Genomic DNA, 22,167 nt, shown 5'->3' with positions numbered 1-22,167 from the left:
CTTTATGGACACTGGTAAATTGGCCTATAATTTCAAACCCGTATTTCGTCCAGTTAAATGCGTTTCGTATTCCTTTTATCGCCCATGGTTCGTCATCTACAATAATAACACGATTCATAAGTGCCCCCTGTGTCAGCTTCATTGATCGTTATAAAATTTTAACTCTTTGGTAGCGAGATAACAAGTTGACTTCTGTAGACGTTTCACAATAAGAGCCTATGGATATAACGCCGTTATGTCCATAGGCTTTGTACGCTATAAAGCAAATTTATTATTTCTTAGTTGTTTGCATAGCCCTGTAGATCTTCACATTCTCATCCATAACGGCCTGCCCGCCTGCTGCCATATATTCTGCAACGAGCTTATCGTACAAACTATCGAATTCTGCTGGCTTACAGACAATTAGCTTATCCGTCATTTGTTTGTTCATATCCCCAAGCGTTTTGCCAAACTTAATATTGGATTCACTTGGTGTATCAAAGAAGTAACTTGTATACGTATCAGTCGTATTTATTTTGTAGGATTGTTCTGTAATAGCTTCGAGTCCCGGAGTCGATGATGCTAATGCTTTGATATTCTTCTGCTGATCGCCAAGTTCCACGCCATTTACAATCAAGGTATAATCAAGATTTAAATTGGAGGTTTGCATATTATCACCTGTTTGATTGATGATCTGTGGAATGCCATCGACCATCTTATGATTAACCCCTTCTTGACCGTATTGCAGGAAGAATAATACTTTAGGGTCAGACATCCAGTTTAGATATTTAATGGCCAATTCTGCATTTTTACTGCTCTTAGGGATAAACACATTCACGCCATTTTCATTGTACGCAATTTTCTTGTATTTCCCTTCGTAATTCTTGAACGCATCGATGGGTACAAAGCTTGCACTAGGCACATTTGCTTTCAAAGGCACACTGATATTTTGACGTAATGGATAATCCCAGTTTGCACTGAAGAATCCGACTTTACCGTTGGTCACATCTGCATCCGCTTGCTTTGCTGTTTTATCTAACGCAAAATCAGGGCTGATTAATTTTTCATTGTAGAGCTTGTTGAGAAACTTGAGTGCATCCTTATTTCCAGGTCTTATCCAGCCCGGAGCTGTAACGAATTCTTCCTCTGTTTGTTTCTCCCAGTAAGATTCAAATAAATTTCCAGTGTTATAATTAAAACCTGTTGCTGCCAACCCCCATGGAATAACACCACTCACGCCACCAGGATTTTTATCTCGGAACGCAATTAGCGTATTATATAACTCATCCCTCGTAGTAGGAATCGGCATTCCTAATTTATCTAGCCAATCCTTTCTAATAAACATACCACCCCATGCCAGCGAAGTTCTTTTAGCAGGGATCGCCATCTGTTTACCGTTGAAGAGTCCATAAGAAAGAACCGTTTTACCTAGATAATTCGTTAGTTCCTTACCTTGCTTGGCTAACAAATCATCCAACTGAAGGATACCATTCACCTTAGCGTATCTTGAGACGGTCGGGCTGTCATAAGTAAATGAAATATCTGGCGCCTCATTGGCTGCCATCAATACATTAAGCTTATCAATTTCCTGGTTCCTAGGAACTGGTATAAATTTAACAATAGCATTATTTTGCTTGCCAAAATTATCATTGATATACCTTGTCCACGTATTATTGTTCAGATCAGGCTGTCCCTGAATTCCTCTGTCAAATACTTCAACGGTTAGTGTTGTTGGTGGTCCTGAAGGCTTTGCAGATGCCGCTTCTGTTGCAGTCGCCGCTGACGTTGCTTTACTTTCATTTTTATTATCGCTGCCACATCCGACTAATCCACTTGTTAGCAGCGTCAAGACTGGTAATATAACGAACATTTTTTTAATTTTCATTGTTCAACCTCACCTTTATCTCATAGTCATTTCGAATAGCGTTCACATAATGATCTAATCCTAGCTGATCGGTAACAGAATCACCACCTTTCATGCTTTTCAAGAAACAACTTGCTTGAACAACCTATTTCTCAGCCTTTAATGGCCCCCGTCATGACACCTTCAACAAAGTATTTTTGAAGTTTAGGGTAAACCACTAAGATAGGAACTGTGGCAAACATGACACTTGCAGCTTTCAATGATTCTGGAACAATATAAGCACCAATACTACCTTCACCTTGCTGGGTGTCTAACTGTTGATTCGCCGTAATGATTTGGTACAGCTTTAATTGCATGGGATACAAATTCTTATCGGTTATATAAAAGAGTGCATCTTGGAATCCATTCCATCTATCTACCGCGTAGAAGAGGCTTAAAGTTGCGATCGACGGCAAAGAAAGCGGGAGAACAATTCGAAAAAGTATCCCTAGCTCATTACAACCATCAATAGATGCCGATTCTTCCAAGCTTTCTGGAAGTGATGAGAAAAATGTTTTTAGAATTATCAAATTGAACACACTCATCGCACCAGGCAAAAGCAAGCTCCATACGGAATTCATCATGCCTAAATTTTTCACCAACATATAACTTGGTATTAATCCACCGCTAAAATACATCGTAATGACCAAAATCGATAGAAAAAAGCTTCTTCCCTTCAATCTCTTCTTTGTAAGCGGATATGCAGCACATATCGTTAAAAACATACAAATGAGTGTATATACAATGGTAAGCACAATAGAATACCCCAGCGTATAGATCATTTCTACATCACTTAAGATCGTTTTATAGGTCTCGAGTGTGAATTCTACCGGCCAAAGTGTTACCTTCTGTGAAACAATGGCACTATTGGAACTCAGAGAAAGCGCAATCATATATAGAAATGGGACGAGACAGGTAATGGATACGCCTATGATGAATACGATAATAACTAGATCAACGAAGTTAGTTTTCTGCTTCCTCTTCAACAAACTCACACTCCCTACCAAATTCCCTGCTCACCAATTTTTTTGGCAATAAAATTCGCTGTCACTAAAAACACTAACCCTACAACCGATTGAAACAATCCAACAGCTGTTGCTTGCGAGAAATCCCCTGACCCAATTCCGATACGATATACAAATGTACTGATGACATCGGAGTATTCACTTACCAAAGAATTCCCCATGACAAAAGGCCGATCAAACCCAATAGAGAGCATTCTTCCAATTTGCAAAATAAGCAAAATAATAATGGTCGGCTTTATTCCAGGCAAAGTAATATGCCATATTTTACGAAGTCTGCTGCACCCATCCATATCGGCAGCCTCATATAACTCCTTATTGATGCCAATGATGGATGCTAAGTAGATGATTGTACCCCATCCTGCACTTTGCCACACCCCAACCGCTAGATACATGATTAGCCAGTTGGTTTTTTGTGAAAGAAACTCCATGTGACCAATACCAAGGCTAGATAAGACGCTATTTGCCATTCCACCTGAAGAAAACATCAGGTAGACCATACCGCCAATAATGACCCAGGATAAAAAGTGCGGTAAATAGAGAATGGTTTGCGTCACTTTTTTAAATCTGACATGCCGAATTTCATTCAATAAAATGGCAAGTACAATGGGTGCCGGAAAACCTGCTACCAAATCTAGAAAGTTTAAAACAAGTGTGTTCTTAAGCGCACGGTAAAAACTACTTTGTTCAAAAATGAATTTGAATACGTCAAGCCCAACCCATTCGCTCCCGCTAATTCCTTCGAAAATGTTATAATCCTGAAATGCCATCACTACACCGTATATTGGCGCATATTTAAAAATGAATAAGTAAGCCATTGGTAATAGTAAGAGCACATATAGTAGAAAATCTCTTTTTAAATAATATACGATACTGTTCTTTCTTCTTAGATTCATGTTGTCCTGATACTTCCCTAAAACCGCTTTCAACTATATCATCCCTCCCACTACAAATCGGATATCTCATGTAAAAAATTATACTCGCCTGAATTTTTAATAAAATGTATTAATTTAAATTAATTTTGTAATAAATTAACTTTTGAATTAAAAAAAACGTCAAACAGCCCCCACCATGCTGGGGGCTATTATATATGTAAAGGCATTATTCACATTTTTTGGTGATTCCTTCTCTCAACAAACTGTCTCGGGCTGCAGCCGAAATGCCTTTTAAACAACTGATAAAACTGGGCAGGGCTTGTAAAGCCGACTCTACCGCTTATTTCTGTTACCGAACATGTCTCTGTCAACAGGAGCTGTTCCGCTCGTTTCATTCTACGCATTTGCACATAGGACGTAAACGTCATACCCATTCCTTTCTTAAACAGCTTGGCAAAATAACTACTGTTATAGTTCAACTTGCTGCTGATATCAGTAATCTGGCAAGGCGATTCTAACAGCTGTTCAATATAGGCTAACGCTGGACGCAATTTCACGGCTAGTTGATGATCCATCGGTTCAATGATCTGTTCATCATCAATTTGAATCAGCGTGTACAGGAGTTTTTTCAAATTAGCATTTACGGCAAACTCGTAGCCTCTCCCTTTAACCGTTATTTCTCGAAGCATCTGATTAAGGAGCTCATGGATGAGTTGAATGCTTAACGGATATTTCCTCAGCGCGTCATTCAGCCGTGTTAAATTGGCTGATCTACCGGTAAAAGCTGCCTGATAGGTCAGCAACGAAGGGTCCAAGAAAGCGGACATATCCACATGGCAAACGATGTAGATCAATTGAGATTGTACGTATTTGTGAGATCGGTGAAGCTCGTTCGAGCCTAACATCACCACATCGCCGGCTTGCAATGTGTATGTTTGCTGTGTTGTCTCAATGGTCATCGTGCCCTTCAGAACTGTGATCCACTCTACTTCTTCATGGTAGTGCCAGGGACCGTATTGAATGGACACTTGGATTGGATGTCGAATGGTCCATATTTTCATCCTGAAATTCGGGTCTGCATAATCGACTTGTTCGTTATCGTAAGCGGTCAAATTCACTGCCATATTGTTATTGTCCTTTCTTCCATGTACTCCTGCTATCATATCACGAATGTCCGTTTTCAAGACAAAATGATCCGCTATCAAGAGGCTTTTAGCCTTCAATTATTTTAAAATAAAGAGAATACAACATCTGTAAAAGGAGCGATGATCCATGCATGAATTTGAGAACCTCCCCACTGACCATGACCTAAGACTGCCTGCTTGGGGACCTTACACCAAACAATATATGGGTATTTCCCATATTAATGATCAATCGAGAGGTGTGCGCTTTGATCTAAGTTTAATGCCGGGCTTCTATCGAAGAAAAATAGATATTCCCAGTGTCCTTTGGGAATCCGGCTATCATCCGTGGGAAGCTACGCCAGATTACAGCTTCTTTGCCCATCGTCACGAACTGGAATGGAAAGATCGTGTCTACGCGGATATTTCCTTCAGTCGGATCGACGATCAGAGCCGTCTCATCCGCGCTGCTTTGGCCAATCAGACGGAGCATCCGCAGAATCTAGTGCTGCACTGGATGGCTTCCCTTCAGCCGCCTCGGCTCCCGGGACACGGTGAAGTACATGTATTCACTGATGCACAGCTTCCTGAAGACGCCAAGTGGGTGGATGCGCTAGATTACAGCGAATTGACTTTCGCACAACCGCGACCATCCGATGGATTGGTCTATGACGGATTTATACGTGGAGAGATTCGTGGACAGCATTTTACAGGCGGATCGGCAATCGGATGCCAATTCGGAGGGGATGCTGAAGACATGCTGCGTTATGAGACGACTCTCACAACACCCTTACAGGATGGTAAGTTACTGTTACGCTATCAAGCGGCGCAAGGTGGAGAACTTGAGATTGGGCTTGGGCATCAGCGATATCGCCTTTCTTTGGAGCCGTCCAATACATTAATCATAGCAGAGCTTCCCGTGGGAATACTTGCTGCTGGCAAAGTCACTATTAGCATGCATACTTCGGGCTCAAGTCCAATGATCATTGATGGATTCACACTTATTGAGCGCAGCGCATGCAAAGATGTCACTTTCCTTGATCGACCTTGGCAGATTGAGCCTGAATTACTTGCAGGTCCTGTTCCGAGCAGTCTTATTCTTCGTTATCCGGACAGTCCATGTTTTTATGGCCTTCTGTGGGACTATTCAGATGCCCAGATTCGACAGTTCAGAAATGATGAGCTGGATCGCTATGCCCGCCATACCGTGCATAATCATGTCGATGACATTTTGCAAGGAAATGGAAAGGGACACTACACCAATGTGTTTATGCGCCCCATTCATTTGATCCCAGGTTCCTCTATGATTCTTCACGGTATGGTTTGCTCTGGGACTTACGAAGAAGTGCATGGCTGCATGTCCAACTTTACACTTGACTATGATAAATGCGAGTCTATCTACCAAGCTGAACGTACTAAGTTGAATCCGCCTCCTTCCTATCCATCCGGTGATCGCTATGCGTTCAGCCAGCAACTCATGCGTGCCACTCTGCTAACGAATACCGTCTATCCCGTCTATACGAAACGTACATACATAAGGCACAGCACGCCTGGCCGATGGTGGGATTCGCTGTATACGTGGGATTCCGGATTTATTGGACTTGGCTTCTCCGATATCGATACTCGGCGAGCACTGGATTGCTTGAATGCTTATATGACGGAGCCAGGTGACTCTCAAACCGCCTTCATTCATCACGGCAGCCCCGTACCTGTGCAGCATTATGTGTTCCAGGAGTTGTGGAATCGCGGACAATCTCCTGACTTTCTGCAACATTTTTACCCGCGATTGCGGCAATATTACTTGTTTTTAGCTGGAAAGACCAGCAGTTCAACGACCAATACACTACGTACCGGCCTATTGAAAACATGGGATTATTTCTATAACTCAGGGGGCTGGGACGACTATCCACCACAAAAATACGTGCATGAGCACAACTTGGAAGCTGCAGTTGCTCCTATCATTACAACGAGTCAAGCGATTCGAATCGCCAAAATTCTTAAGATGGCGGCGGCAATGTCTGATGATTGGCAAATGGATATTCGGGGATACGAGGAGGATATTCGGCTATGGAGCGGTGCGTTGGAAGCCCACGCATGGGATGAACAAGCCGGTTATTACGGCTATGTTGTACATAATCAGCAGGGCGATTCTGAGGGCCATCTGTATCATGCTTCTGGGGCTAATTATAATATGGGGATGGATGGCCTCTACCCGTTGGTTGCTGGTGTCTGTGATCGCGATCGTGCAAACCGTTTAATTACTGTACTGTTCGATGATGGCCGCTTCTGGACACCAATTGGCTTATCAACTGTTGACCAAAGCGCACCTTATTATCGAGCGGATGGTTATTGGAACGGTGCGGTCTGGATGCCGCATCAGTGGTTTTTCTGGAAAACAATGCTCGACTTAGGTCGGCCAGACTATGCTTTCCGCATAGCCAATACCGCTCTAGAATGTTGGAAACGTGAGACCGAGGCTACTTACAACTGTTATGAACATTTTATCGTACAGACAGGACGTGGCGCAGGATGGCATCATTTCGGCGGTTTATCGGCTCCAGTCATCAATTGGTTCGCTTCCTATTATCAACTAGGCAAAGTTACTATTGGATTCAACGTGTGGATGCTGCAACAACAATTCAATGAAGAATTCACGGAATATCGTGCGGAATTTCACTATGCTGGGGAAGCTGAACAGCCATTTAGCATGCTGGTCAATCTAACTGAGGGAGTATCGTATATGGTTGTTGGTACGGGTTGTAACGTACAAAGCTCGCTTCAAACCAGCGGAGGATTGGCATTGATCATAATTGACTGCTTGCCACGTGCGGAGATATCGATTCAACCTGTTGAATGGTAATGAAATAATAGTCATAAGAAGGGCTCCCGAGGATTGTCTCTCCCGCATCAGTCCTCGGGATTATCCCCCGACTTACAGCGGAATTTCTGAAAAGTCCACACAAAACGGATGATTCTCTTCATTTAAACAATATTCTATGCGCTGCCTGAAATTTAGAAAAGTCACCATCTCTAAGGCTTTTTCAATTGGGAAGAAGCCTACTTCAAGAGACTCAGAACTCGTTGTCAACTCTCCTCCGATCGGTCTACCTAAGAACATCGTGTTACAAATATTCTGAGTGACATTTTGAAAAATACCACAAAATTTGGTTACCTCGATATCAATTCCACTCTCTTCCTTAGTTTCCCTAATCGCTGCATCTTTTAACGATTCGCCTTCTTCAACCACGCCTCCGGGCATTTCCCAACCTCGTTCGGGGCCTTTGATTAATAAAATTTCGTTACGCTCATTAAGTACAATTGCTGCTGCAGAAAGAAAATGTTTTGGCGTCATCTAAGTGACCTCCTCTTTTTATCTATGTCGAGACCTACCATCCCTAATCATCAAAATACCCGAAATCAGATACATAACTGAAGTAATTCCAAACATTTTAAACAAACTTGGTGTCATTGCGGTATATAGGCTTATAGGAAGTGACCAAACAAATGCTATTAACATAAGTGATGGCCTTCTAATAACGGACCCTAACAATGCTACACTTGCTGGAATAAAAAGCGTAAATAAAGTAATGACCAAAACGTCATTCTCGACATGCTCATGGGTGTATGGATTGAACAAAGCGAATATTATCCAAAGGAACATAGAAGCAATAGAAGCGAGTAAACCAATGAGCTTCGTTATTTTCATTCCCATTCCCTCCACGATAACACCTCGTTGTTAGACTTCATTTAAGTATTGGTCTATCCTACGATTATTCTTTATAATCAGACACTTCATCTTATCCTGACGGAACATATCCAAAATCTTTGGTTTACTCTTCATTTCGAATCCCGCATTCCATTCAAACATTTTTATGAAAATTTGATACGCTCCAAATGGTTGCATACATTCCACTTCAAAGCTCCAGGAAGTTCAATCCGTTGCAATTCTCCAGGTTTATTTCGTGTCTGAACCACAATTTGGATGGATCCATTAAAGGTTTTTTCAATAATTGCACGAGAATTAACTAAAAACATCCGTCATCACAGCACCTTTCTTTTTCTACTATTTAAATTTCTAGATTATCCCAGCAATCCCTCCCTAACCAGCAATCGATTACGAATTCCCATCAATTTAAGCATTCATTTGTGCAAATTTCGCAATGAAAACGATTTCGTTATACCTCAAAATAAAGAAGAGATCCATATCGAGGACTATCGAAGGAGTTCCATCCCCATGACGAATCCTAAAAAGTTAAGTTTGTTTGCTATTACATGGCCTTTATTTATTGAATCGTCACTTCTCGTGTTTATGCGAACCTCTGATACGTTCATCGTCAGTCATGTGTCGGATGAAGCCGTCGCCGCGGTTGGCGTCAGCAACCAGCTTATAATCTTTTTATTCTTACTGCTTCAAGTCGTTTCAACCGGTTCGGCCATCGTCATTTCTCAATATTTGGGCGCGAATAAAGTTAGAGATGTAAAGAAGTTTGCCGCTGGAGCTATTTCGATTAATTGTATTTTCGGCTTCTTCATTAGCGTATGTATCGTTTGTTTCAGCAAGCAGCTGCTGCAACCCTTCGGCTTGGAACCTGCGACATTAGAGCAAGCGCGCATATTTTTATCAATCGTGGGATGTTCCTTATTTATTCAAGCCATCAATCTGACCATTTCGGCCATCACACAGGTGCATGGTTATACGAGATATACAATGATAGTCAGTTTGGGAATCAATCTCGTCAATTTGACCGGCAGTATTTTATTTATTTTCGGTCCTTTCGGCTTTCCTAAGCTCGGTATACCAGGTGTCGCCATATCAGCTGTATTCAGCCAATTGCTCGGACTGGTTATCTATAGCATGATTTTAACGAAAATCGTTCGATTGAACTTATCCTTTCGTGACTTTTATAAAGCAAGATTTGCTGAAATAAAAAAGATCTTATCAATCGGTATTCCCACAGCGGGAAGCCAGCTCATATACGCAATTAGCCAATTGATGACGACCTATTTTATCACTCAACTCGGTGCTGAGATGCTTTCCACTCGGATTTACACACAAAATATCATGACGTTCATCATGGTGCTGGCCATTTCCTTGGGACGTGGAACGCAAATCATCATTGGTCGATTGGTGGGTGCAGGAGAAAAGGAAGAGGCCTACAAGCAATTGTTTCGTAGTTTGATACTTAGTTTATTTCTATCACTTGCCGCGGTTACGTTGACCGTGTTGTTCAGAAAACAGCTGATCGGTATGTTCACGGACAACGTCGAAATTATCACATTAGGTGCATTTTTATTGACCTACGGTTTCCTTTTAGAACCTGTACGCTGTTTGAATATTGTCATTGGAGAAGCTCTTCGAGCTGCTGGTGACGCGAGATTTCTACTCTTTGTCGGCTCAAGTGTCATATTGGGACTGTGTGTCCCGCTAACGTATTGGATAGGTGTCCATCTGGGGTACGGGTTGGCAGGGATGTGGTGCGTGTTCATCATGGACGAAGGGTTGAGAGGACTTCTGTTATTATTGCGCTGGCGGAGCAGAGCATGGGAGAAGAAAGTGTTGGTGAGTAGAGAGGAAATGGCTTAATTGGGGCTGAAAATAGAGGGCTGCCGCGGTCCTCATGATATACAAAAAAAGGGGCTTCTCCCTCCTTCAATGGACGAGAATCCCCCGTGATACCACCTTAATTCTTGTTACCTGACAATGATCGCACGACTAACCCCTTTCATCATATATCCATCAGTTCGGGCATAGCCAGCGCTACTGAAATATTGCACAGCACACCCCGGGCCAAGAACAACATCGTTCTTTCCTCGGCATTCGGAATGTTAGCTGCACGGAAAGCGTCCAAAACCATTCGACGTACTTCCCCAAATCCATGGCGCATCGCTTCCTGGATCGAATCTTCACGAATTGTCTGCGCCTGCATTTGGAGAAGAACTTCATTTTGATTCATGTCCAGGATATCCACATATGCCTGAATTAGATCGGACTCCAATTGTTCTGCTGGTGCAGATTCCACGACCTTACGGAAGGAATCAATCACTCGCGTCCAAGAAACCTCCAGAGCGTTCAGCAACAATGCTTCCTTTGTTGAGAAAAATTTAAAAATATAAGGTTGTGAAATTTTGGCCCTTTCTGCAACCTGTGCAGTTGTTGCACGGTAAAACCCGATTTCCGCAAACACCTCGATAGCCGCCGATATAATGTCCGCTTTTCGATTAACTATGGTTGTATCCATTTTTGCCATCAGAATGCAGCCTCCTTACACCGTTAGTGATTCATCAATAATTATATCATGTAAAATAGTATCAAAACAATGCTACTGTTCGAACAGATTAATACTTACGTAGTCGATCAAACTGCGGCACGCGATCATTCGTTTGCAGCCTCGGCAGTTGTTTTTAGCGCGGCGAGCCAAGCGGTGAGTGAGGAAGTAAGTGCCGCACGCATTCCTTCAGGATCGGCAGCAACAGGAGGACCGTCCCATGACTCAGTGGTGTGCACGACGACTCCGTTGGGGGACGCTTTGAATTCCCACACGTGTACGCCGTCAATGCCGAGTGCTGGGCCTCCCCAGACAATGCGGCGCATAGGGTCTACCTCGCGAATTGTGGAGACAACGGGCAGCTCGTGAGTTACCCAGTTGAAAGAGCTGCCCGCTGCGAGTGGACCGGACATCTGCGCCTGGGTGATGTCTTTCTGCCAGGTAGGCCACTGGTCGATACCTGTCTGTAGCCGCCATACGGTCTGCAGAGTAGCGTCGATAACGATGGACAGGTCAACAATAACCTGAGCGTTGCGATCCACATCGAAGTTGCTCCACTTGGATTTATCCGTTGTTGTTCTATAAATGACCCCTGCAATTAAAATTGATATTAATAAAATAGTGCTGATAAATGCGGTTAACTTAAATGATTTTTTCGACATGTTACATCTCCTTATAAATTAATTTCATTGTTTTTTCCAAAGAATCACTATAACCTCTCAATCAGCGTGCTGCCAATTCTCATAGATCGGGAAGGTTGCCTGACTTGGTTCCAACTCTATATGGCGTAGAGATTCCCACATAGTTCATCATCATGGTCATCCCCATCGAGGCATGCCCGAGATTATGACAATGCGCCATCCATAAGCCTGGATTATCGGCAATCAGCTGCACCTCGAAGGTTTCGCCATCTTTCAACAGAAGCGTATCCAGAGAGACGGGGCTGCCCTTCAATGGAATTCCGTTTTTGCTAAGCACGCGGAAGGTATGGCCGTGGGTATGGAACGGATGATCACCGCCTCCTTCATTGACGAGCGTAATATTCACGCGCTCTCCCTCCTTCACGTTCATGGGAGGGATTTCGTGGAACGAACGGCCATTTATCGTTTTGACGAAGAGGGATTGGCCAAGCCTTAGTTCGAAGCTGCGGTCAGGCACGTTCTTGCTGCTAGGATCGTCCTGCAGCGGGGTGCCATAATCGACGAACGAGAACATCGCCCCGCCTTCCGTCGGTTCCGGTTCGCTGCCACTGCCGATCGTAATCGACAGACCTTTAGCCGTTTGATTTCTTACGATGACCTTACTTGATTCGGGAAGCTTGATGAGCAGATCGTAGCGTTGGCCGGCTCCTACAGGAATATTCGTGCCTTTCAAGAGGCCGGGTTCATGTAAATCGTGACCGTCCATCGCAATAACTTGGAAGGGCGCTCCGTCGACCGAGAAGTTCAACGTTTCATTGTCTCCATTGGTTAGCCTCAACCTTACTTGTTCGCCTGCTTTACCAGGCACGTTCAGTCCTTTAGCGCTGCCGTTCAATAGCATACTAGAATCTAAACGTTGATAAAGTGCTGTTACTTCCTTCACAGAAGAGAGAGAAGCAGACTTATCAAGGGGATCGACGATAATCGAGCCAAGGAGGCCCTTCTTCGCCTGAATCGAGCTCATCTGATGGGAATGATACCAATAAGTACCTGGCGCCGACGCGACAAAAGTATACGTAAACTGTTCCCCGGACTGCACAGCGTCCTGCGTCACCCCCGCAACGCCATCCTGCGAGCAAGGAACATTAATCCCGTGCCAGTGAAGCGTAACGCCATCCTCGATGTCCTTGTTGTGGAGCGTAACGACGACGCGATCGCCTTCTGTGACGCGAAGCTCAGGACCCGGAGAAGTGCTGTTGAAGGTCCATGCATCGACCGCTTTTCCATTATCCAGCTGCAAAACCGTCTTTGCTGCCGTCAGATCGAACTTGCGGGTCGATCCTGAAGTCTCTTTGGCCACAAACGAGCCACAAGAAACGCCTGTCACAGCATGCATATGCATGCCAGTTTCGGAATTCGTGCCTGAGCTATGCTCATGGTTGGCCATATTGACCTCTATCGGTTTCTGAAGCCTCATTTGCCAGAAATACATGCTCATCATCACACCGATTAGGAGTAGCAAAGGGACTCCCAAATAGTACAAACGTTTAGAGCTTTTCTTCTTAACCATGGCTGATCACCCTCTAACTCGTTTAGTAATTGATTCATCAATATCATCATGACTTAACAAGGAAGGCCGAACTACCTGCAGGACAATAACCGCGCCTATGATGGCGAATGCCGCCGCTCCGAGGAACACCCAAGCGAAACCACTAGTCAACGCTTGCGGCTCGGCTATTCCATTACTCAATAAATCTCTTGTTCTGGTCGACGAGATGGTTGCTAATACAGCAAGCCCAATAGCACCACCGATTTGCTGGCTCGTATTGACTAGTCCGCTGGCCATACCAGCTTCGCTGTCGTCCACTCCATGGACCGATAACTCCGTCCCAGCGACGAAAGCTCCTCCCAATCCGATTCCGATCACGACACTAGGTCCAAGCAAATGTGCGGCAAACGATGCATCACTTGGCGCCAAAGACAGCCAGATTAAACCTGCGGCGAGCAAAAGTAACGAAGAGGCAAGCGTGCGTCGCGTTCCGAACTTCTTAACAAGTGCCGGTACGGCTCCCGCTATCACAACCAGCGCTCCAGCGAGCGGAAGCTGCGTAAGTCCCGCCTTCATTGCGTCATAGTGAAGCACCTGCTGCATATAGACCGAGAGTGCGAAGAATAGTCCAGTTGTCGCACCTCCGATAAGGAACATTGCGAGATTACCGCCTAGTACAGATTTGTTACGAAAAATGCCAAGCGGCACGAGCGGGTTTGCCGCACGTCGCTCAATGCGTACAAACGCGGCGAGCAGCATGAGCGATACACCTGCAAGCGTCAACGTTAGTGGCGATGTCCAACCCACTCGTTCGATTTCAGAGAGAGCGAATACTAAGGTTACGATGGCGGCGGTAACCGCGGTTGCACCCGGCATATCCAAACTTGCACGTTCGCCTCGCTTATCTTTGGCAATGAGAAACGGTGTTGCAAGGATAACCAATAAGCCTACAGGAACATTCACATAGAACACGGATGACCACCCGAAAGAAGAAGTCAGCACCCCACCGAGTAATACGCCCGCGGCGCTACCAATTCCAGCAACCGCTCCCCAGATGCCAAGTGCCTTCGCCCGATCCTGCGGATCCATGAAAAGCTTGGTGAGAAGAGCTAGAGCCGCGGGAGCGAGAAGAGCTGCCGAAGCACCTTGCACCGCTCTTGAAGTCAACAGCCACGCTCCCGAGTTCGCGAATCCAGCTGCTGCAGAAGCGACCGCGAATCCAGCAACTCCAGCCATAAATAACCTGCGATGTCCGTACCTATCGGAAAGTCTCCCGCCCAGAAGCAGCAACCCTCCGAACGGCAATACGTAAGCTGTGATCACCCAACTAAGCGTAGAAGTATCCAGGTGAAGTTCCGCCCCCAACGACGGAAGAGCAATATTTACGATGGATGCATCCAGTACGACAAGGAATTGTGCAAGCGCAAGTGCGATAAGCGCCCACCAACGATAGGGGATTGCTCGCGATGACGTTGACATTTGTTGAGACTTGGAATTCATCATACTTCCCTCCTTTTTTGTTATTGATTGATTAATAACTATTTACTAAAAAATTTACTTATGCCTTTTCTCACGTATCCGACGATTTTCACATCATTTTCGAAAGCTGAGCGAGCCAAGATTTCCTTTCCGCAGCGGTCGAAGCATGCATTGAATCGAATACGAGATGATGAGTCACTTCGAGGCCGCAATACGTGAGAATTCCTTCATCTATCGTAAGCCGCAGAGCATTCCCCATGCCGCTTGCTTCGTATTCTTCTTGAGACTTATCTTGCGTATGGATGATCGTCGCTTTCATTCCCGCAAGTAACCCAGTTTTAATTCCTTTGTCATACTTGTAGGCGAATCCGTACGAAAATACGCGGTCTATATACCCTTTCAGCATCGCAGGTATTCCCGTCCACCATAACGGATATATGAACACGATATGATCCGCCCACGATACATAGGCTTGTTCACGAACAATATCCTCTCCCACCCCACCGAGCATTTCGCTTGCGCCAAGGGCGGGCTGGAAACCCATGCCATATAAATCCCGAACGATAACCGCTTCCCCTTCCTGTAGATAATTATTCGTGACCGCGTCCAAAATCGCATGATTGAAGCTACTCTTTCTTGGATGTGTATAGATGATTAAATGATTCATATGATGCCTCCCGAAATTTCATTTAGTGATTGATCAATTACTTGGAATCGAAAGAGATTCATTCTTTTTCTGCAACTCGTGAACTGTAACCGTGATTCCATCTTCAAAGGACGTTGCACGCACCGGACCAATCAACCGCTCGTATTTATCTCCGCTCAAGACAAGCGGCTCTTCTGTCAAATAAAGCATCTCCACAATCTCCTTCATTACGGGTACAGCCATTCCGAGCAGGGACAGTCCAACTCTTCCCAGTGGTATGACTGACTTCGCGCTACCACTTGCACGCTGGGCAATTTGCACGATTTCATTGCCCGAGATCAAGCCCGCGCCAGGAATATGCCAGTTCTGCCCATAGGCGTCATCCCTGCGCGCAAGCTCCGCGATCATGAATGCCGCGTCCGGTAAATAGACGAACTCGCGGGGAACACGCATATTACCTATAAAAAAGGCCATCTTGCCCGCTGCGATAGCAGCAAGTGTCGAACCCAGATACGAAGCCTCGTTGGCCGTTGGACCGTAATAATCAGGCAAGCGGACGATCATAACCTTAGCCCGGTTATACCGTATATCGAATAACATCTTCTCGTACGCGAGTCTGGTCTTCCCCTTCTTCGTATGCGGCTGCTTCGGATGCTCCTCCGTCGCTCGAACCATCTGTCTTCTTCCATAGGGATAGATGCCGTCAATCACGACTATTTTTATGCTCAGCCGATCAGCGGCCTCCATCAAGGATTCGCCTAGAGGAATTAGCTTAGTAACCATCTCGTTATATGGTACGTTAGCGCAGTGGAACATGACGTCCGCACCTCCCGCAGCAGTGACGATATCATCTGGACGAAAAGCATCACCTACAGCAATCGTCAAATGCTCGGCATAACCCAATCTAGCCCGAAGATCCTCCAATTTCTGGCGAGATCGCCCGAAAGCCACCGTCTGAATTCCTCGCTTGACCAGCTCTTCCACAACCGAAGCACCCGTGCCACCCGTTGCTCCTACTACAATTGCTTTTTCCATAGGAATCACCTCTTTTTTATATTTGTAATTGATCAATCACTAACTTAAAACCAATATACCATGTAGTTATTGATCAGTCAATAACAATAATTGAAGCAGTCCTCTTATTTTGATACATGTCCAGAAAATCTACATTAGACTGCTTGAGAAAAGGCAACCAATCCACCTGGACTGACTGCCTTTCATATTTTTATTGAATTCTCGTTTCTCGTTACCAAAGCTTGAATCTGAGCAAATGATCGGTCAAATGCTCTTTCTTTAAGATTTCAATCTGCTTGTTCCCTATTAGATCGTAATGTGGATATTCTTCACGAAAATGTATGTAAGCTGGATTTAAACCATTCGCCAAGCACCATTCCTTCAATCGTTCTAGATCACAGCAGCCCACCTTCGTGATCGTCTTCACTCCTGGAAAACGAGGCTCTACCCAATAATGCGTCAAAAAGGCAATTTTTCCCTGTGAGCATTTGCTTTTCCATTCATTCAGTTCATGTCTGGATATTCCGAAAGCCATGTCATCAATCTCCTAATCGGTGCAGCTTAGCTGTAAGCATGTGCCAAGAGGCAGCCAACTATTCTAGCGGCAGCCTCATTTTTTTATGTATATCGTTCTATAATTTCGCTAACACATTGTTCTATATTCTTATTTGAGCAATTCAGGATAAAATCACTGTATTGAATATATAAAGGAACTCTTTCCTCGTAAACATCCTCAAGGCTATTTCCTTTCTTTATAACAATGCCTCTAGTTGTTACATTTATTAGTCTCCGCTGAATTTCTTCATATGGGACATGTAAATAAATAATCTGACCATCCTGTTTAAGAATATTCATAGCCTTTTCTGAATATATAACACTTCCACCCGTAGATATAATGCAATTTTTTAGTTGCAATTCAGACACAGTGCTTTCTTCGATTTCCAAAAATTTCTGGATACCATCATTATCAATGATATCTTGTAACAACCTTCCTTCATGTTGTTGTATAACAATATCTGTATCCACGAAATCCATTTCTAAAGCTTTTGCAAGCAAAACACCTAAGGTGCTCTTACCAGCTCCAGACATTCCTATAAGAACTATATTCATTTAATTCCTCACTATTATTATTGAGATTGGCTACGTTAATCCATTCGGCAATCTTCATAAATATTCCTTCAATAAGTTGATTACATAATTTTTTTAGTAAGAATGATTTCTAACGGCTCGTTTTCAAGTAACAAACAGCCTGAATCCCGATAACCTAATTTTCTGTAGAAGTGTTGTGCCTCTTCATTAGCCAAAGTAGAAGTCATTACCAATTTAAAACCCATATGTTTCATTTTTTCTTCCCAATATAGAACTACTTGCTTACCTATACCCTGACCTCGATTTTGTTCATCAACCCATATCATATTCATGAATGGTGTGTTGTCCCAGAAATACCCGTACCTCATCCATCCGATATTATTTTCATTTTCGTCTCGAAGAATATATATTTCATTTCTCTTAATTTTGTGCAGTAGTAAGCTCTGTAGAATGTGATGGTCACGTTCTTTTAAATATCCATAGTCAGAATTAGTTGCAATAGCAATTTCCATTTCTTTTCACTCCTTATGTACTATCTGCAAGGCAAGTTTAAAAAAACCTCCAGTTTGGGTTGATCCTTTCATTATTAGGAAATCTTTCTTACCGCGAACCACAATTCAACGTAGTTAAGTCCATCTCTGCCTCCATAGACTTCGAATTCCAACCCTTCCACCTGCTCGTATCCCGCCGTTGGCAGCCATTCCGAATAGAAGCGGCGGTAAAGCGACTCGATGGAATCGTTAAATTGATTCCATGTAAACAGTTCGGATGGGAATATAGCCCAAGTGTGTGAAGGGATCGTGATTTCTAAATATCCATCTGTTTTACTGGAATAGCTCTTGAATGAACATAGCATATATGGAAACGTATCTTTTTCGGTTTTTCGATAGCTGCAAACTGCATGTACTTTAAATAAATCCTTGCTCAGTTCTACAGGCAATTCCCCCGCATTGTCAGCAAGTCTCTCTACCTCGCCGTTGGCGTGGCATTGTTTCCAAAATCCCCCAGGGGTAGTCAATCCTTCCCCACTTCCACTAGTTTGAAAAACTCTTTCAATGCCAAATACTTGGAATGCTTCTTTGGTCTCGATCCGATAATTCATCGCTTCAGCACCTTTGATTGAGATAAGGAAGGAAAGCCGAGGATAGGCTTTCAAAGCGACGCCTTCTTGACGGGCCATAGCCGGATTAACACGATGCATCGATTGAAAAGCTCTTGCGAAAGAAACCGGTGAATCATAGCCGTATTTAAGGGCAATCTCAATCACTTTCGCATTGCTATTTAATAAATCAATCGCTGCCAGAGTAAGCCTTCTGCGCCGTATATATTCCGCCAATGTTACATCCGTAATGAAGGAAAATAGTCTTTGAAACTGATGCGAGGAACAGCAAGCTTGACTTGCTATCTCCGATAGGTCAATTTCTCCAGATATATTCATTTCGATATAATCTATTGCCCGATTCATCCTCGTAAGCCAATCCATTCCTTTCCCTCCTCTCAATCGAAGTATAAAGTAACATCGACTTCGTATCGCAACTTTTTATGCACAAGTAAGTTAGTCCATCATTTCATAAGGTACCATTATCCCTAGGATTCCAGCCCTGTCTAATTACCATTACAACTTTGTTATTGAACGGCTCAATATATGGGGAATTTACCCATAATCCATTAATGATGAACGGTTAAAGTAAGAATCCCCTCGTTTATTCTCCGTCTTTTAGTGCTATTTTTGAATACAGAAACTATTTTCAGTTCTTTAAATCATTGAAATTATCTATAAAATAACCAACTGATTAAATATGAAGTCAATACCTCCAGGACCGCTAACCTCGATATATTCCTCATCTCCAATTGCAACTGGATCAAACGGATCAAAAACTAATATCAAGTTTAGATGCCTCCCTAAACCTTTAATTTTATATTACCATATATTGGAGCTAATCTGCCCGTAAGAAAAGGCGGCGTGCGACGAGCGACCGGGACTTTCCTTGCGCACAATATTTGTGCGCTAGCGTGCGACGAGCGACCGGGATACTTTTCTAGCGCACAATTTTTGTGCGCTAGCGTGCGGTGACCGACCGCCATACTTCTCTTGCGAACAATATTTGTGCGCTAGCGTGCGATGACCGACCGCCATACTTCTCTTGCGCACAATATTTGTGCGCTAGCGTGCGACGAGCGACCGCCATACTTCTCTTGCGCACAATATTTGTGCGCTAGCGTGCGACGACAGACCGCCATACTTCTCTTGCCACAATATTTGTGCGCTAGCTTACGATGACCGACCGCCATACTTCTCTTGCGCACAATATTTGTGCGCTAGTGTGCGACGAGCGACCGGGATACTTTCCTTGCGCTTTACTTCCTATTATTTTGAGAAAAGGCTGCCAATCATGCTGGCAGCCTCATCTTGGTTCTCTATGTAACTCTCGTTTTGAAGCAACAAATCCAATAACGCAGACTTATAGCAGTAGCCAAAGCATGAATATAGTGTCATACGTATATCAACTAACTCCCATGAATTGTTACTATCTAATATATAAATTTCATCTTCTCATATTTATCAATGACATCTGCTATCACGTTAATGCAGATCGGCTTGCTGATGTAGGCATCCATACCTTCAGACAGATATTTCTCACTGTCACCTTTAATAGCGTGAGCTGTCACTGCCACAATGTACGGGCGTTTCTTACCGTTTAACATGTCATTAATTAATTTCGTCGCCGTTAATCCGTCCATCCAAGGCATTTGAATATCCATAAAGATGATATCATAAGGATAACGCTTAACTGCTTCCACCGCTTCTTTGCCGTTATGTACTAAGGTCGTTTTGTGCCCGAGTTTCTCTAACATTTTCTTTATCACAACTTGATTCACTTCATTGTCTTCAGCAATCAAGATTTTCAAGGATTGTTCCGTTGAATTTTCGACAATGTCATCAGGTTGGGGCCACATATCATAGTGTGATGAGTCTGCTTGATTCGATTGGACCCCCAAGTTCGCCGTGAACAGGAAAGTTGATCCTGTTTGATCTTTGGATGATTCATGCCAGATTTCACCGTCCATAAGCTCAACAAGCTTTTTACAGATAGCTAATCCTAAGCCGGTCCCCTCTGTTCGCCGAGTCATAAAGTGATCAACTTGATAAAAGGGATCAAATAAATGACCTACTTGTTCCTTCGGTACGCCGATACCTGTATCCTTGATGGCAAATTGAAGACGTACTGAATTCTGTTCTTGCGACACAGGTTCAACACTGATCGAAATCGCTCCGTTCGGCGTGAACTTTATGGCATTGCTGAGTAAATTCATCAAAACTTGTCTCAACTTCGTAATATCACCATGAACCAAGTCAGGAACCTTAGGCGATATCAATGTCGTGATCTCCAAATTTTTCTCATGAGCTTTAGACATGACCAAATTAAGCGTTTCTGATAAAATATCTCTCACATTCAAAGGTTCTTCCATTAATTCGGCTTTGCCGGATTCGATTTTGGAGAAGTCCAGAATATCGTTGATAATCATAAGCAGCGTAGCGCCACTCTTTTTAATAATTTGAACATATTCAATCTGCTCTTCATCCAATTCGGTCTCTAGTAGCACATCCGTCATACCGATAACCCCGTTCATAGGCGTACGGATTTCATGACTCATCATGGCCAAAAACTCGCTTTTGGCTTTATTCGTCTTTTCGGCGGCTTCTTTCTCAATAATCAACTTCTTCTGCTCCGTCATGTCTTTCGCTATAATGTAAAAGCCCTTCGTCTGGGTCTGGATGATGATTGGAGCTAGCGTTACCAACACTTCAACTGAATAACCATCCTTGTGTTGAATCAACGTGATTTCTTTTTCAACTCTTTCGATTTCTACATGATCGTTTAAAGCTAGAAGCAAATTCGTTGAATTTTTTTCACCGATTAGTTTGGACATTCCACTGCCGATTAACTCTTCAATGAGATATCCGGTCATGTGTTGTACCATATTATTGCCATTGATAATAATGCCGTCCAAACCAAAAGAAATAATAGCATCGTGGTTGTATTTCTTTAGCGACGTATACCGCTCAATACTTTCTTGCAGCTTTAGCTCTGCTAGCTTGTTCTTGGTTACATCGATAAATTGAGTAATATAGTATAAAGGCTTCCCGTCATTCTTATCACGAACTAATGAAACATAGACGGAGGTCCAAACGATATGGCCATTTTTATTATAGTACCGATTTTCTAATTCAAATGAAGGAATTACGCCATCCAATAATTCTGTTAGTAAACCTCTGGTATTGTTCTTATCATCAGGATGTCGAATATCATCTGGCGTAAAGTTCATGAATTCTTCTTTCGAATAGCCGAAAATATGGCAAACCGCAGGGTTAACATTCATCCATTTGCGATCCAGAGAGATTAAAGCGATCCCAATCGGTGCATTTATATATAAATGCTCAAATAAAGCTTCAGGGTCAAATAACTTTAGATCCTGCATCAACGTATTCCTCCTTTTGAATTAACGCGATAGCAGCCTCTTCCTTTTCCCTTGGCAGCTACTCCTATATTACCATAAAAGGAGTAGCTGTCCGTTAGCTT

Annotated in this window: 19 protein-coding genes; 2 read left to right on the top strand and 17 right to left on the bottom strand. The window is 43.5% G+C overall.

From position 1 onward, the window contains the following. Window positions 1–271: 271 nt before the first annotated feature. The 4 genes from AC1DLM_RS26595 to AC1DLM_RS26580 form a co-directional block, all read right to left on the bottom strand. On the bottom strand, window positions 272–1,864 hold the full coding sequence (locus tag AC1DLM_RS26595) for an extracellular solute-binding protein (RefSeq protein WP_441987155.1): 1,593 nt from the start codon (window positions 1,862–1,864) through the stop codon (window positions 272–274). Between the two features lie 131 nt (window positions 1,865–1,995). Further along, window positions 1,996–2,868, bottom strand: a complete 873-nt coding sequence (locus tag AC1DLM_RS26590; protein ID WP_441987156.1) for a carbohydrate ABC transporter permease — start codon at window positions 2,866–2,868, stop codon at window positions 1,996–1,998. Between the two features lie 14 nt (window positions 2,869–2,882). Then, the gene (locus AC1DLM_RS26585; protein ID WP_441987466.1) at window positions 2,883–3,800 is read right to left on the bottom strand and encodes an ABC transporter permease; all 918 of its coding nucleotides are present in this window, start codon (window positions 3,798–3,800) and stop codon (window positions 2,883–2,885) included. A 209-nt stretch (window positions 3,801–4,009) separates the two neighbouring features. Next, entirely contained in the window at window positions 4,010–4,903 is an 894-nt protein-coding gene (locus AC1DLM_RS26580) for an AraC family transcriptional regulator (RefSeq protein WP_441987157.1), read from the bottom strand. 148 nt (window positions 4,904–5,051) lie between these two features. Between AC1DLM_RS26580 and AC1DLM_RS26575 the strand changes: the two genes are divergently transcribed. Further along, a complete protein-coding gene (locus AC1DLM_RS26575; RefSeq protein ID WP_441987158.1) occupies window positions 5,052–7,760 on the top strand; it encodes an MGH1-like glycoside hydrolase domain-containing protein in 2,709 nt (902 codons plus the stop codon). A gap of 72 nt (window positions 7,761–7,832) precedes the next feature. On the opposite strand, the gene AC1DLM_RS26570 is transcribed toward AC1DLM_RS26575, so the two are convergent. Further along, a complete protein-coding gene (locus AC1DLM_RS26570; RefSeq protein ID WP_441987159.1) occupies window positions 7,833–8,252 on the bottom strand; it encodes an NUDIX hydrolase in 420 nt (139 codons plus the stop codon). A gap of 18 nt (window positions 8,253–8,270) precedes the next feature. Then, entirely contained in the window at window positions 8,271–8,606 is a 336-nt protein-coding gene (locus AC1DLM_RS26565; protein ID WP_441987160.1) for a hypothetical protein, read from the bottom strand. Between the two features lie 528 nt (window positions 8,607–9,134). Here AC1DLM_RS26565 and AC1DLM_RS26560 point away from each other — a divergent pair. Next, complete coding sequence (locus AC1DLM_RS26560; RefSeq protein WP_441987161.1) at window positions 9,135–10,484, top strand: MATE family efflux transporter; 1,350 nt, start codon at window positions 9,135–9,137, stop codon at window positions 10,482–10,484. A 142-nt stretch (window positions 10,485–10,626) separates the two neighbouring features. Here the strand turns inward: AC1DLM_RS26560 and AC1DLM_RS26555 are convergent, their stop codons facing one another. From AC1DLM_RS26555 to AC1DLM_RS26505, 11 genes are all read right to left on the bottom strand, one after another. Continuing rightward, window positions 10,627–11,148 (bottom strand): TetR/AcrR family transcriptional regulator, encoded by a 522-nt coding sequence (locus AC1DLM_RS26555; RefSeq protein ID WP_441987162.1) that lies wholly within the window; start codon window positions 11,146–11,148, stop codon window positions 10,627–10,629. Window positions 11,149–11,273: 125 nt separating this feature from the next. After that, the gene (locus AC1DLM_RS26550) at window positions 11,274–11,828 is read right to left on the bottom strand and encodes an SRPBCC family protein (RefSeq protein ID WP_477571649.1); all 555 of its coding nucleotides are present in this window, start codon (window positions 11,826–11,828) and stop codon (window positions 11,274–11,276) included. A gap of 79 nt (window positions 11,829–11,907) precedes the next feature. Further along, entirely contained in the window at window positions 11,908–13,377 is a 1,470-nt protein-coding gene (locus tag AC1DLM_RS26545; RefSeq protein WP_441987164.1) for a multicopper oxidase family protein, read from the bottom strand. Between the two features lie 6 nt (window positions 13,378–13,383). Continuing rightward, a complete protein-coding gene (locus AC1DLM_RS26540) occupies window positions 13,384–14,859 on the bottom strand; it encodes an MFS transporter (protein ID WP_441987165.1) in 1,476 nt (491 codons plus the stop codon). Window positions 14,860–14,944: 85 nt separating this feature from the next. Next, window positions 14,945–15,502 (bottom strand): NAD(P)H-dependent oxidoreductase, encoded by a 558-nt coding sequence (locus tag AC1DLM_RS26535; protein WP_441987166.1) that lies wholly within the window; start codon window positions 15,500–15,502, stop codon window positions 14,945–14,947. A 33-nt stretch (window positions 15,503–15,535) separates the two neighbouring features. Further along, window positions 15,536–16,516, bottom strand: a complete 981-nt coding sequence (locus AC1DLM_RS26530; protein WP_441987167.1) for an NAD-dependent epimerase/dehydratase family protein — start codon at window positions 16,514–16,516, stop codon at window positions 15,536–15,538. Window positions 16,517–16,727: 211 nt separating this feature from the next. Continuing rightward, entirely contained in the window at window positions 16,728–17,030 is a 303-nt protein-coding gene (locus AC1DLM_RS26525; RefSeq protein ID WP_441987168.1) for a hypothetical protein, read from the bottom strand. Between the two features lie 83 nt (window positions 17,031–17,113). Next, a complete protein-coding gene (locus AC1DLM_RS26520) occupies window positions 17,114–17,605 on the bottom strand; it encodes a shikimate kinase (protein ID WP_441987169.1) in 492 nt (163 codons plus the stop codon). Between the two features lie 80 nt (window positions 17,606–17,685). Then, window positions 17,686–18,096 carry a GNAT family N-acetyltransferase gene (locus AC1DLM_RS26515; RefSeq protein WP_441987170.1) on the bottom strand — a complete coding sequence of 137 codons (411 nt, stop codon included), beginning with the start codon at window positions 18,094–18,096 and terminating at the stop codon, window positions 17,686–17,688. Window positions 18,097–18,170: 74 nt separating this feature from the next. Beyond that, the gene (locus AC1DLM_RS26510) at window positions 18,171–19,067 is read right to left on the bottom strand and encodes an AraC family transcriptional regulator (protein ID WP_441987171.1); all 897 of its coding nucleotides are present in this window, start codon (window positions 19,065–19,067) and stop codon (window positions 18,171–18,173) included. Window positions 19,068–20,116: 1,049 nt separating this feature from the next. Continuing rightward, complete coding sequence (locus AC1DLM_RS26505) at window positions 20,117–22,066, bottom strand: PAS domain S-box protein (RefSeq protein WP_441987172.1); 1,950 nt, start codon at window positions 22,064–22,066, stop codon at window positions 20,117–20,119. Window positions 22,067–22,167: the final 101 nt, after the last annotated feature.

The organism is Paenibacillus sp. 01T442 (assembly GCF_056398345.1).
This window is presented reverse-complemented; position numbering and strand designations above follow the sequence as displayed.